The sequence below is a fragment of the Alphaproteobacteria bacterium genome (assembly GCA_019695395.1).
Taxonomy (GTDB): Bacteria; Pseudomonadota; Alphaproteobacteria; order JAEUKQ01; family JAIBAD01; genus JAIBAD01.
This window is the reverse complement of the sequence record JAIBAD010000008.1, coordinates 1-12,645: the sequence shown is the minus strand read 5'-3', so window position 1 is coordinate 12,645 and position 12,645 is coordinate 1. Positions and strand designations below refer to the sequence as shown.

At 34.2% G+C, this 12,645-nt stretch carries 15 protein-coding genes; 9 read left to right on the top strand and 6 right to left on the bottom strand.

The features are described 5' to 3' along the window. Positions 1 to 223: 223 nt before the first annotated feature. Positions 224 to 394, top strand: a complete 171-nt coding sequence (locus tag K1X44_02385; protein MBX7146139.1) for a hypothetical protein — start codon at positions 224 to 226, stop codon at positions 392 to 394. A gap of 83 nt (positions 395 to 477) precedes the next feature. Here K1X44_02385 and K1X44_02380 read toward each other — a convergent pair whose 3' ends face one another. Together K1X44_02380 and K1X44_02375 are read right to left on the bottom strand one after the other, a co-directional pair. Continuing rightward, positions 478 to 696 carry a hypothetical protein gene (locus K1X44_02380; protein ID MBX7146138.1) on the bottom strand — a complete coding sequence of 73 codons (219 nt, stop codon included), beginning with the start codon at positions 694 to 696 and terminating at the stop codon, positions 478 to 480. A gap of 236 nt (positions 697 to 932) precedes the next feature. Then, entirely contained in the window at positions 933 to 1,100 is a 168-nt protein-coding gene (locus K1X44_02375; GenBank protein MBX7146137.1) for a hypothetical protein, read from the bottom strand. 119 nt (positions 1,101 to 1,219) lie between these two features. On the opposite strand from K1X44_02375, the gene K1X44_02370 reads away from it, so the two are divergent. Next, positions 1,220 to 2,083, top strand: a complete 864-nt coding sequence (locus K1X44_02370) for a folate-binding protein (protein ID MBX7146136.1) — start codon at positions 1,220 to 1,222, stop codon at positions 2,081 to 2,083. A 1,163-nt stretch (positions 2,084 to 3,246) separates the two neighbouring features. Here K1X44_02370 and groL read toward each other — a convergent pair. Continuing rightward, a complete protein-coding gene (groL, locus tag K1X44_02365; GenBank protein MBX7146135.1) occupies positions 3,247 to 4,911 on the bottom strand; it encodes a chaperonin GroEL in 1,665 nt (554 codons plus the stop codon). Between the two features lie 30 nt (positions 4,912 to 4,941). Continuing rightward, positions 4,942 to 5,259: a co-chaperone GroES gene (locus K1X44_02360; GenBank protein ID MBX7146134.1), complete on the bottom strand. Its 318-nt coding sequence runs from the start codon at positions 5,257 to 5,259 to the stop codon at positions 4,942 to 4,944. 288 nt (positions 5,260 to 5,547) lie between these two features. Between K1X44_02360 and K1X44_02355 the strand changes: the two genes are divergently transcribed. From K1X44_02355 to K1X44_02330, 6 genes are all read left to right on the top strand, one after another. Further along, positions 5,548 to 5,811 (top strand): usg protein, encoded by a 264-nt coding sequence (locus K1X44_02355; GenBank protein MBX7146133.1) that lies wholly within the window; start codon positions 5,548 to 5,550, stop codon positions 5,809 to 5,811. Positions 5,812 to 5,903: 92 nt separating this feature from the next. Further along, the gene (locus K1X44_02350) at positions 5,904 to 6,305 is read left to right on the top strand and encodes a GFA family protein (protein MBX7146132.1); all 402 of its coding nucleotides are present in this window, start codon (positions 5,904 to 5,906) and stop codon (positions 6,303 to 6,305) included. A gap of 106 nt (positions 6,306 to 6,411) precedes the next feature. Further along, the gene (locus K1X44_02345; protein MBX7146131.1) at positions 6,412 to 7,500 is read left to right on the top strand and encodes a COX15/CtaA family protein; all 1,089 of its coding nucleotides are present in this window, start codon (positions 6,412 to 6,414) and stop codon (positions 7,498 to 7,500) included. 15 nt (positions 7,501 to 7,515) lie between these two features. After that, a complete protein-coding gene (locus tag K1X44_02340) occupies positions 7,516 to 8,058 on the top strand; it encodes a hypothetical protein (GenBank protein ID MBX7146130.1) in 543 nt (180 codons plus the stop codon). 148 nt (positions 8,059 to 8,206) lie between these two features. Continuing rightward, a complete protein-coding gene (locus tag K1X44_02335; protein ID MBX7146129.1) occupies positions 8,207 to 8,476 on the top strand; it encodes a hypothetical protein in 270 nt (89 codons plus the stop codon). Between the two features lie 28 nt (positions 8,477 to 8,504). Further along, positions 8,505 to 8,837, top strand: coding sequence for a hypothetical protein (locus K1X44_02330; GenBank protein ID MBX7146128.1), 333 nt, complete (start codon positions 8,505 to 8,507; stop codon positions 8,835 to 8,837). 2 nt (positions 8,838 to 8,839) lie between these two features. Here K1X44_02330 and K1X44_02325 read toward each other — a convergent pair whose 3' ends face one another. Next, positions 8,840 to 10,120, bottom strand: a complete 1,281-nt coding sequence (locus tag K1X44_02325) for an FAD-binding oxidoreductase (protein ID MBX7146127.1) — start codon at positions 10,118 to 10,120, stop codon at positions 8,840 to 8,842. Positions 10,121 to 10,295: 175 nt separating this feature from the next. Between K1X44_02325 and K1X44_02320 the strand changes: the two genes are divergently transcribed. Beyond that, on the top strand, positions 10,296 to 12,086 hold the full coding sequence (locus tag K1X44_02320; protein ID MBX7146126.1) for an ABC transporter ATP-binding protein/permease: 1,791 nt from the start codon (positions 10,296 to 10,298) through the stop codon (positions 12,084 to 12,086). Positions 12,087 to 12,151: 65 nt separating this feature from the next. Here the strand turns inward: K1X44_02320 and K1X44_02315 are convergent. After that, positions 12,152 to 12,645 (bottom strand): hypothetical protein (locus K1X44_02315; protein MBX7146125.1); only part of this gene is annotated, 494 nt, incomplete at its 5' end.

The window sequence follows — 12,645 nt, the reverse complement described above, 5'->3', positions numbered from 1 at the left end:
TTTAATAATTGGAGTATTAGATGCTTGCGAGGTTAAAACTCCAACCCCAACATTTATTTTGAACCTATATTTAAAACCACAGTCAGTAAATAGCAGAAGTAAACCCTTTTAGCTGAGGCTTTGGGGTACACCTCCTTCAAGAACAAGTAATCCAGCAAGCCAACTATTATGGATAAGTTATTAAGATTGTTGATCGCAATATATTTAAAGTTGTTGGGACTTTGTGCAGTTACCTCCACCTCCAAGAAATTGTATGGCCACAAATAAATATGCCAAACGTACCACTAAAAATATACCATATAAACCGCTAAAACTGATTATTTTATATATCATCTCCAAGGTCACTGGACGTGATAGACAAGCAGGATCAAATGATATTGTTATCAATAATTAAAAAATAAACCCAATTAATAGGAAACCTTAAAAAAATATCCCCTTATTTTATAAGAAAAAATAAGGAGATAATTATTATAAATATTATGAATTCTTATTTACTTCAAAAGTCTTTTCAACTTCTTTTGATTTGGCACCAGAACCATTATCATCATTTGAATTTAGTGGTACTAAAGGTATATCTGTATTACGCAACGGAGGTTCAGATGGATAATGGTCTATCTTTTCCCCGCATGCCCCTAATCCAAAAGTAAAAGCTAAAATTAGGATTAATCCCATTTTTTTAAAAAAATTCCTAAACATAAATTACCTTCCTATAAAAAATATTAATTTAAAAAATTTACAGTGAGGAAAATAATATTAAAATTCAATTATAAATAAAAATTTATAATTAACAATTAATTATAAATTAATTTATAAAAATTAAAATAAGCCTTAAATATAAATAATAACAATGCTAAAAATACTATCAAATAACCTCAGCCTATAGAAAATAAGCTGGGGTTTTATTAATTAACTATAATTTTAATAATCTAATATTAGGTATTTGGAGCAGCTGCTTCTTTAGAAGATGTTTTTGATAATTCCTTAGCTTTACCGCCACCATTTTGATCATCAGATTGATCGTTCTTCAGAGTATTAATATATACAGGATTAGTTGGAGCACCAGCATGATCAGCATTTGGGCGGTCTATTTTTAGAATCATTTTCTCATTCTAAATATTTAATTTTCGTAAATTATAACAGCAACCTTGCATTTTTGTGATTCCTATTACAAACCAACCAATCATTGACATCTCATTTATTCATATAAATAATGATGTAAATGACAGATTTATTAAGAAATACCCACCGTTCCTTGATCGCAATAAACGGTAAAGACAACTTTAACTTTCTTCAAGGGTTGATCAGTAACGATATTCATAAGTTAAACCATAATAATTGTCTTTATGCGGCGTTTCTTACAGCCCAAGGGAAATATTTATATGATTTCTTTCTTTTGTACCAAAATGATACAATTTATATAGATTGTCATACCCAGCAAAAAGACAGTTTAATCAAAAGATTAGGATTTTATAAATTGCGATCCCAAGTTGTTATCCAAGATATCAGTAATAATTGGGTTATAGGTTATATTTATGATAGCCAATCCCCTAAGCTATTCGATTTAAAAGATCAAGTTGGATATACTAAAGATATCCAGCATTCGATTATATCAATTGATCCTAGAAATAAAAAACTTGGATTTAGACTTTATATTCCCAAAAGTGAATATTCTGATTTCATATCAAAATTTTCATTAACAGAATTAAATGACGACACCAATTATGAACGATTACGCATTAATCTTGCTGTTCCTGATGGGACAAAAGATTTAATTCCAGAAAAATCAACCTTGCTCGATTATGGTTTTGATCATCTTAACGCCATTGACTGGAATAAAGGATGTTATATAGGCCAGGAATTAACAGCACGCATGCATTACCGTGCACTCACCAAAAAGGCATTATATACTGTTCACCTAAAGGGGCTACCACCAGAAATTGGAACAATAATTATGCATAATGATCAAGAAGCTGGCGAAATGAAATCCAGTATCCAGAATATTGGTCTTGCCCTTTTACGAAAAGAAATTATTGACATGAATATTAAACACTTTATAGCCAACGATACAACTATTTCCTTATAAATCCTATATAGCTCTAGCGATTTTTAGAATACCAACACTATTCATATTCCAGACATTCCATAATACCTAATCAATATGTAAAAGGATGGCCTTTTATATATTATAAAAATAAAAATTTATATAATAAATTTATCAACAGCTTATGTAATAATTGAATTAATAAATATTTTAAATTTTATAAATAAATATAAAAAATTATTAATAAACTCTTTAAATATATGATTTTAGATTAATAAAAATTATTTTACTTTATATATTATTAAAATATTTATCATTCATAAATTTCTAATATAGAATTTCATTTATAATTGAATTATCATAAATTTTTAACTATTTGTTAACCTTTAATACCTTAAATGGAATTAATAATTAAGTATTTTTTATTAAATTTATTTTTAGAAAGGAATAATGTAATGGTTAATAAAAAATTATTTTAATATCTACTTTATTTGTAGCACTTGTAAGCTTCACAGCATGTGGAAAGAAAACAATTAAACCTTCCAATCCAAGTCAAGGTGGTTGTCCCATTGGTTCCAGTACTGGGGGAGATGGTGGTTGTTACGCTCCGTTTCCTTGGGACCAGGGCAAATCTGGTGGTCGTGGGTTTGACTCAGTAAACGATAAAGAAACCAAAGAACATTCAACCCAAGCTGAACCTAATCGTGACATAAATGTCCGTCCCTAATTATTTATAACTACCTCTCTTAAAATAAAACCCTTAGAATTAAATCTAAGGGTTTTGTTTACCAAAAACTTAAAAAAAATAATATACATAGTTATTAGTATAATATTTTTTATTAAATAAAGTGATTGATTCAGATATTAAAAAATTTATATTATTCTTATAATTATTAAAATATACATTATATTTTTTTAAGGAGATAATATGAAAAAAATTTTATCTATTTTATTTATATCTTTATTCCTAACTATAGGTATAGCCCCCATTGCTTTTTCTACCTCTGCTTTTGCCTATACAGAAGGAAATGAAGGTCTTACTTAATAAAAAGCTAAAGCATTATATCACTAGTAAATCAAAATATCTTCAAATAAATCATTTAACTATAAAAAAGGACCGTGGAAACCACGGTCCTTTTTGTAACATATTTGATTCAGATGACTGAACGTAGATCGGATTAGAAATAATCCATCTTGTCTATGGATTAGAAATCCATACCGCCGCCCATACCACCCATACCGCCCATGCCACCCATATCTGGGGCGCCACCACCAGCTGGTGATTTTCTTTCTGGGCGTTCAGCAACCATAGCTTCGGTTGTGATCAATAAAGCTGCAACTGATGCTGCATCTTGTAAAGCCACACGGACAACTTTGGTTGGATCAATAATACCTGATTTGACCAAATCGGTGTATGTATCATTCTGTGCATCGTAACCCCAATTGTTGTTTTTGCTTTCCAACAATTTACCTACAACAATGGATCCATCTGTCCCTGCATTTTCTGCAATTTGACGGGCTGGAGATGTTAACGCACGACGAACAATATCAATACCAACTTTTTGGTCGTCATTTTCTGGTTTTAATTTTTCCAAGCTTTTATGTGCATAAAGAAGGGCAACACCACCACCGGCAACGATACCTTCTTCAACTGCTGCACGGGTTGCATGCATGGCATCATCAACGCGGTCTTTGCGTTCTTTCACTTCGACCTCGGTTGCACCACCAACGCGAATAACAGCAACACCACCAGCTAATTTAGCCAAACGTTCGGACAATTTTTCTTTGTCATAGTCAGATGTTGTTTCTTCAACTTGGGCACGGATTTGGTTACAACGTGCTTCAATGTCTTTTTTCTTACCAGAACCATCAACAACAGTTGTTTCTTCTTTGGTAATGACAACTTTTTTGGCTTTACCAAGCATGTCCAAAGTTACACCTTCAAGTTTAATGCCGAGTTCTTCGGAAATAACTTGGCCACCTGTTAAAATGGCAATGTCTTCTAACATGGCTTTGCGACGATCACCAAAACCTGGGGCTTTCACAGCAGCAACTTTTAAACCACCACGAAGTTTATTTACAACCAAGGTTGCCAAGGCTTCACCTTCAACATCTTCGGCAATAACTAATAATGGGCGGCCTGATTGAACAACAGCTTCAAGAACTGGTAACATTGCTTGAAGACCACTTAATTTCTTTTCATGTAAAAGAATATAAGGATTGTCTAATTCAACTTGCATTTTTTCGGCATTAGTTACGAAATATGGGGAAAGATATCCACGATCGAATTGCATACCTTCAACCACTTCTAATTCTGTTTCCATACCTTTGGCTTCTTCAACGGTGATAACACCTTCATTGCCAACTTTTTGCATGGCACGGGCAATCATTTCACCAATTTCTTTTTCGCCATTGGCGGAAATTGTACCAACCTGGGCAATTTCTTCGGATGTAGAAACTTTTTTTGAACGTTTTTTTACATCTTCAACAACAGTATCAACAGCCATGTTAATACCACGTTTTAAATCCATTGGGTTCATGCCAGCTGCAACAGCTTTAATACCTTCACGAACAATAGCTTGGGCCAAAACGGTGGCTGTGGTTGTACCATCACCAGTTAAATCGTTGGTTTTGGATGCAACTTCACGTACCATTTGGGCACCCATATTTTCGAATTTATCTGTGAGTTCGATTTCTTTAGCAACGGTGACACCATCCTTAGTAATACGTGGGGCACCAAAAGTTTTGTCAATAACAACATTACGACCTTTTGGACCTAATGTTACCTTTACTGCATTGGCAAGAATATCAACGCCACGTAACATACGTTCACGGGCATCTGAACTAAATTTTACATCTTTAGCAGCCATAGTTATTATTTCTCCTTGAAATTAAAATGATTAAGCAGCTTTTTTCTTAGATTTAACGCTACCTTCAACAATACCCATAATGTCAGACTCTTTCATAATCAAAAGATCTTCACCATCAATACGCACTTCGGTGCCTGACCATTTACCAAATAAAATTTGGTCGCCAGCTTTAACTGCCATAGGTTGTAATTTACCGTCTTCTCCTCTGATACCATCGCCAACAGCTAATACTTCACCTTCCATTGGTTTTTCTTTGGCTGTATCTGGAATAATGATACCACCTGCTGTTTTTTCATCCTGTTCTAAACGACGAACAAGAACGCGATCATGAAGCGGCCGGAATTTCATTGATAATCCTCCATAAAATAGTGATAAATGTCCAAATTGTATAAATTATTTTGGCAATTAAACGATTTTAAAGCCAAAATTGTTAGCACTCATAAAAGGTGAGTGCCAAACCTGCTTAATATTTATGATTTCAAAGGTCGAATGTCAAGGTTTTTTTAGAAATTATGTCTTACTCTTAATAGAAAATTAACTGGTGATATTTTATTATAGTTTTAAGTAAAAAAAAGAATTTAAGTAACATAAAGGAAATTGCTTATAAAATAAAAATAGTATAAAGGAGACCGGATCATGAGCAGCTTTGAAAGACAATTAAAAGATTACAGATTAACCACTGCTGAAATTCTTTATCATATGCCAGATCATCCCAAGATTCTTCAAAGCTATGTATGGCAAGAATTTGATATTGCCCCTCATTTCCCTGTGTTGAAAAAATTCCTTGAATTCTGGAATAAAACTTTGGATGGGAAATTGCATTCCGTTTGTGTATCTTCCGCAAAATTAATTAAACCAACCACCATTAATTTTGCCGATGCGTATATAACTCTCCATTAATACAATAAAATAATCAGAATAAATAATAGATAGAACAAAGAGTCTGAATTGGTTAAATTCAGACTCTTTATTATTAGGATAGGATAATCAATATGCAAATCCATGGAAGTTGCCATTGTGGCACCATTCACTATGAGGCCATAGTTAACCCAGACAAAACCACAATTTGTCATTGTACAGATTGTCAAAAACTTACCGGTAGTGCTTATCGTGTTTCAGTACCTGCAGAAAAAGGTTCTTTTCATTTGCTCAAAGGTACACCTACGATTTACATAAAAATTGGAGATAGTGGTGCCAGACGTGCCCAAGCATTTTGCCCCACCTGTGGTTCATCTCTTTATGTCTATGATGCTGATAATCCAAATTTATATGGCTTACGTGTTGGCTGTATTGAAGAGAGTGCGCTTCTTATTCCCCAAAAACAGAAATGGTACCGATCAGTTTTAAAATGGACACAAAATCTTGAAAAAATAGAAAGACAAGATAAAGAATAAATTTATTCTACATAAAGCTATTTAAATCAAAATTTAATTTGGTAAAAAACTTTAGCTGCATTAAAATCTAAAATAATTTTCCTAAATTAAATTTAAAGAAATTAAATTGACCCCACAAATAAAGATACATAATAAAAATCATTCCGTAGGAATATGGCTTCTTCTTTGTTGTTTCATGATTTTTATCATGATTATGATTGGGGGTATCACAAGGTTAACTGAATCTGGTCTTTCCATAACCGAATGGAAACCGATTATGGGAATGATACCACCCCTAAATCAATTGGATTGGGAAAAATTATTTAACCTTTATCAACAAACACCAGAATATATAAAAATTAACCAAGGCATGACGCTTGATGAATTTAAATCCATTTTTTGGTGGGAATATATTCACCGATTTTGGGGAAGGTTAATTGGATTAGTATTTTTTATCCCTTTCATCTTGTTTGCAATTCAACGACGTTTTTCACCATCCCAATTCATAACATTATTTTTCATTTTTCTTCTGGGCGGTCTTCAAGGATTTATTGGATGGTATATGGTCAAAAGTGGACTTAGCATTCGCACCGATGTCAGCCAATATAGGCTTACCCTTCATCTTTTATGTGCTCTTTTACTTTTTGGATTAATTTTCAGACAAGCTCTTTCATTTTTGTCTTTATCGCCAACACAACCTACATACCCTATCAACCAACCCCATCAACCCACAAAACTTTTAACCTATAGCTATGTTTTAATTTTTCTTATTGCACTCACCATTCTTATGGGTGGGTTTACTGCAGGGTTAAATGGCGGATTGGTCTATAACAGTTTTCCTTATATGGGACCCAAATTTGTGCCCGAAGAATTTTGGTATTATCATCCTATGTGGCGTGCCCCCTTTGAAAGCCCAGCAAGTGCCCAATTTTTTCATCGTTGGATTGCCCTATTCTTTTTTATCAATGTTATGATCTTTAAAATCATAAGTTTAAAATATGATCTTTCTATTTCATCTTTAAAGCTAATCAATAGTTTAGTTTTTTTAACTTTATTTCAAGTTATGTTGGGCATATTAACTGTGCTTTATGTTGTACCAATCTCCGTTGCCCTCATTCATCAGGCTAATGCCCTTTTAACCTTCACCATTCTTTTATGGTTAAATTTTGATTTGAAAAGATTAAGCTTATTAAATATAAGAAACACCAATTGTTAAAAGAATATTAATATTATGCATAAAATATTATTAATTTTGGGATTAAGTACAATTTTAGTCATTAGCCAAATAAAGGAAGCAAAAGCCATTGAATTTGATGCCAATACTTTCTCGTGTCAAAATTATTATGATCTTGCAAATACTGATTCATCAGAATCTTTTATAATATTAACTTATATCACTAGCTACTATCATACTCTTCATCATATAACACCGCCTGATTTTGCTAACGTCAGTGATTTACTAGAACAAACAGATCAATATTGCCAAATACATCATAATAACACTCTGCTCGATGCAGTTTCATCAATAAGAATTAAAGATCAAGGTCTGGATGTGCTATCGATCACCTGCAAAAAACATTTTGCTAATTTATTTCAAGAAAGTGCCCAAGTAAAAAAAGGTTTCATAATAGTTTATGTCATCGGTTCCTATCATGCTATCACACAACGACCTGAGTTTGATACCGACCGATTGAATAATATAGGCATAAAAATAGGATTTCATTGCAGATCCCGTGACAACTGGCGGTTAGTTGATATTATGAAACTGATATGATAAAAATTAAATTTATTTGATTTCTTGAAAAAAAATTATTTATTCTTTTCTTAGAAAAATCAGTGGGGGTATTTTGATAAAATTTTTTATTACATCTTTTATTTTTTGTTTCCTCACCCTTAATTTCTCTTTAGCTGAAACAATAGACATGAAAACAGCCACTTGCGAAGATTTGGGATTGGCATTTTATCAAACAAGATTTATAAGCACAAAAGAATCTATTGCAGAACCCATAACAAAAGAAGCAGCAATAAAGCCCATAAACATGATTATGTATAGTTATACTTATAATAAATTAAAAACTCAACAAAAGGAATTTAATATAGAAGAGTTTGAACATTTTATAGAATACATAAAACAATCATGTCTTAGTAATATGAAAACAAATCTGTTACAAATTGGCTTGCCTTTAAAATAAATAAATTTTTACACATGAAAGTAATAGTATGATTTATCGATCTATTTTTTTAGTTTTATTTGTAAATTCAATAATCTTTAAGCCGGCAATTGCTCAAGATTATACAACTGATGTTAAGAAAATAACATGTACTTATTTAATAAAAGTTTATGCAAAAACAAAAACCAATACCAAGCCCGGAAGTTTTAGCAATCAAGAAGATTTTTTGTTAGTTAATTATATTTATAATTATAACAAAATATTAACTGGCCAAACAGTTATTAACACCGAAGAAATACGAAAATTTTATGAAAAGATTATTGAACATTGCCCAAGCCACATGGATTGGAGCCTTTTAGGTATTGCGCATTCTCTTGATTAAACTTATCTAAACCGATCAAGCATGCTGTACCATAACATGGCAGCAACTTGACCCGGCCAACGTAATAAGGTGCCACCAGGAAATGATCTGTTCGGAAAGCGGGATAGAAGATCAAATCGATCATTAAAACCGGTTATGGATTCGGCAATGACACGTCCCACTAGTGAAGACAAGGCAACACCCTGGCCTGAATAACCTTGGGCATAATACAATCCGGGGGTAAAACAACCTATATCAGGCAATCGGCTCATACTAATGCCAAGCCAGCCACCCCAGGCATAATCAATCTTTACATCAGATAATTGTGGGAACGTTTTAACCATATGTTTTTTAACAAAGGTTTTCATATCTTTGGGTTCACGGGATGAATAGGTTTCTCCACCCCCATAAAGCAGACGATGGTCTGATGAAAAACGATAGTAATTCACAACATATTTGCTGTCGCAAATAGCCCAATCGTGAGCAATAATTTCCCGGGCCATTTTTTCACCCAAAGGTTCTGTTGCCAAAATATAATTGGCAATTGGCATAATTTTAGATGCTATTCTTTTCTCCAAACGTCTTAAATACCCATCACAGCAAATAACCGCTTTATTTGCTTTCACCGTTCCCTGGGCTGTAACAACGGTGACAGGGCCATTTCCCTGAATATTTAAAACCTTTGACTTTTCATAAATTTTGACACCTTCTGCCGCCGCTGCCTGGGCCAGACCAAGGGCCAAATTTAAGGGATGCAAATGCCCACCACCTTGGTCCACTATACCTCCATAATAAAGCGTTGAGGCAACTTCATCATTAACTTGTTCTTTGGATAAGATGGCGCATTTTGAATAATTAAAAATTGTCTTTAACGCTTCAACATCTTGTTGCATCCATGTCATATCCGCTGGTCTTGACGCTGTGACCAGCAACCCATTTTTATAATCACATGGTATGTTATATTGGGCAATTCGTTCATGAATAATGGTTTTAGATTCTTCTGCCATTAACCATAAATCTTTGGCTGTCTGAATCCCAAAATTTTTAATAAGATCAGCCGGTCCCATACGAAACCCCGAATGAAGCTGCCCGCCATTGCGGCCTGATGCACCCCAACCCACTTTCACTTCTTCTAACAAAATGACAGAAAGATTATGCTTTCTAAGTTCAAGCGCTGTATGTAATCCTGTATAACCACCGCCAATAATACATACATCAACCTGATGCTGTCCTTCCAATATAGATTGATCCGCAAATGGTATCGCCGTTGCCGCATAATAAGATGGTGGGTAAGATAAAGACATAAATTTCAACCTATTAATCCAAGCATTAATTCACTTACATATTACATAAGGCATATTTAATAGTGTATTAAATTTTTAATTGAACCTTAAAGTAAAAAATAATTCTTGCTATATAGAATAAATTATGTATTCTGAACGGTTATTTCAATAAAATATTATGCGATAAGAAAATCAAATGTCCGCCCAAAATCTTCAACCAGTTGATTACATCCCAACAACACCCACATCTCTTTTGTGGTTGATGTTGCGCAAATTTTATGCATGGCGCTGTTTGTCGCTTGTTGTGGTTGTTTTGATCGCGCAATTCTTTCAAACGATAGATGCCTATATTTTTAAAGAGCTTATTAACAGCTTAACGCAACTTTTAAAAGATCCCAATTTTATTTCCACTACAGTTTATTGGTTTTGGATGTGTGTTGTTGTTTGGTTTGCCTCAACTCTTGGGTTCCGGGTTTATGATTGGATTGACCTATATACCAGCCCCAAATTAAGAGAGCAAATTCAAAACCAAATGTTTGGCTATTTATTGGGTCATTCCCCCCAGTTTTTCCAAGATAATTTTGCCGGCAAATTAGGACAAAAGGTTAAAGAAGCCGGACGATCCAGTATTGAAATCTTGGAACTTCTGATCACAGGAACCAGAATTATTTTCATGACAATTGTTACCCTGATATTAATGGCAACGGAACATTCACTTTACGCCATTATATTAGGGACATGGATGGTTGCCTATTTGGGATGCTGCGTTTATTGGGCCAAAGGATGCATTGTTCGTTCAGAATCCCTTTTTGCCCAAGTAAGTTTAACTTCAGGCAAAATAATTGATTCCATCGCCAATGCCGAAAGTGTACGCAGTTTTGCACGATGGCGCCACGAACGCCACAAAATTCAAGATGTCCTAGGCGAAGAACGCCGGCGGTCCATGAATTTTCGATGGTTTTTAATTTACATGAAAGTTTTTCAAGCTGTTCTTATTCTTTCCATGCTATCCGGGATTACCTATTTGGCAATCGTTCATGTGCGCCAAGGTATTATGGATTTAGGTGGATTTAGCATGGTTTTTTCATTGGCCAATATTGTAACCTTTAACGTGTGGAATTTATCCAACGATATGCTTAGCTTCTTTGAACATGTTGGTACGTTAAAAGAATCATTAAATTTAATTACCAAACCCCATGCCATTACCAATGTTAAAAATGCGCCTTTATTAAAAGTAACCCAAGGCGAAATTATTTTTGATAATATAACCTATCAACATCCAGATGGCAGTATTTTATTTGACCAATTAAACCTAAAGATTGATGCAGGCCAAAAGATAGGTTTGGTTGGCCCGTCAGGTGCAGGTAAAAGTACATTAGTTAAACTATTGCGCCGTCATTTTGAACCGTCATCAGGGTCAATTTATATCGATGGTCAAAATGTTGCCAAGGTCAATTGGGATTCCGTCAATGAAAATATTGCCGAGGTTTCCCAAAATCCTGGTATTTTTCATAGACCAGTTTTTGAAAACATTCAATTTGGTAATTTGAATGCCACCGCAGATGAGGTAGAACATGCAGCATGTCAAGCTTACTGCCATGACTTTATTATGCAACGACCCCAGGGATACCAAACAATCGTAGGTGAACAAGGTATTAAATTATCAGGTGGCGAACGCCAACGCATTGCAATAGCCCGAGCATTTTTGAAAAATGCCCCCATCCTTATTCTTGATGAAGCAACCAGTGCGTTAGATTCCGAATCCGAACATTTCATTCAACAAGCTTTGAACCAATTAATGGCCAAACGTACAGTCATTGCTATTGCCCACCGTTTATCAACCATCACCCATATGGATCAAATCTTGTATTTGAAGAAGGGGCAAATTATTGAACGCGGTAGCCACCAAGAATTGTTAGAATTAAATGGGTACTATGCCCGTATGTGGAATAAACAAGTTGGTGGGTTTATCCAAGAAGAAACATAATATTTTACTCATAACAAAGGCCACATTTTTAGCGTGGCCTTTATTATTAATTAGATCATGAGATATTAGCTGTTACTGGCAACCAAAAAGCTGCTGTGATCTTTATGATCAACTAACCCACTAGACAAACTTTCGCTTGATGTATCAGCGGCAAACGCACTCATAGCATATTTTAATTGGGCAGCGGCTGTATAGTCCAAATTGGTATCTGATGCCGTACCAAATAAACTTGCGGTTGATACATCACCATCCGCAAAACGAAGTGTTTCAATATCACGATACACAATATCAGTTCCTAAACTCATCTTATCACCACCACCATCATTGGTATGAGTAAGTGTTAAATAAGTTCCATCTGCAGAAACTGTAATAGTAAAATCATTGAATTTAGTATTTGCAAATCCTGGATTTTCAGCAACTAGGTTCAAAACATCATAATCTTTACCACCTGGATACACATCATTTCCATCTCTGGCTGAGGCATAACCTTCACCCGTGCCAATTTCTAATCTATCACCACCATCACGTCCGGCAACAAGATCTTCATCACGGCCACCAC

Coding starts and splice junctions, on each gene's coding strand:
- K1X44_02320 (MBX7146126.1), top strand. CDS start 10,296: ATGTCCGCCCAAAATCTTCAACCAGTTGATTACATCCCAACAACACCC.
- groL (MBX7146135.1), bottom strand. CDS start 4,911: ATGGCTGCTAAAGATGTAAAATTTAGTTCAGATGCCCGTGAACGTATG.
- K1X44_02350 (MBX7146132.1), top strand. CDS start 5,904: ATGCAAATCCATGGAAGTTGCCATTGTGGCACCATTCACTATGAGGCC.
- K1X44_02335 (MBX7146129.1), top strand. CDS start 8,207: ATGAAAACAGCCACTTGCGAAGATTTGGGATTGGCATTTTATCAAACA.
- K1X44_02370 (MBX7146136.1), top strand. CDS start 1,220: ATGACAGATTTATTAAGAAATACCCACCGTTCCTTGATCGCAATAAAC.
- K1X44_02375 (MBX7146137.1), bottom strand. CDS start 1,100: ATGATTCTAAAAATAGACCGCCCAAATGCTGATCATGCTGGTGCTCCA.
- K1X44_02340 (MBX7146130.1), top strand. CDS start 7,516: ATGCATAAAATATTATTAATTTTGGGATTAAGTACAATTTTAGTCATT.
- K1X44_02360 (MBX7146134.1), bottom strand. CDS start 5,259: ATGAAATTCCGGCCGCTTCATGATCGCGTTCTTGTTCGTCGTTTAGAA.
- K1X44_02380 (MBX7146138.1), bottom strand. CDS start 696: ATGTTTAGGAATTTTTTTAAAAAAATGGGATTAATCCTAATTTTAGCT.
- K1X44_02355 (MBX7146133.1), top strand. CDS start 5,548: ATGAGCAGCTTTGAAAGACAATTAAAAGATTACAGATTAACCACTGCT.
- K1X44_02325 (MBX7146127.1), bottom strand. CDS start 10,120: ATGTCTTTATCTTACCCACCATCTTATTATGCGGCAACGGCGATACCA.
- K1X44_02330 (MBX7146128.1), top strand. CDS start 8,505: ATGATTTATCGATCTATTTTTTTAGTTTTATTTGTAAATTCAATAATC.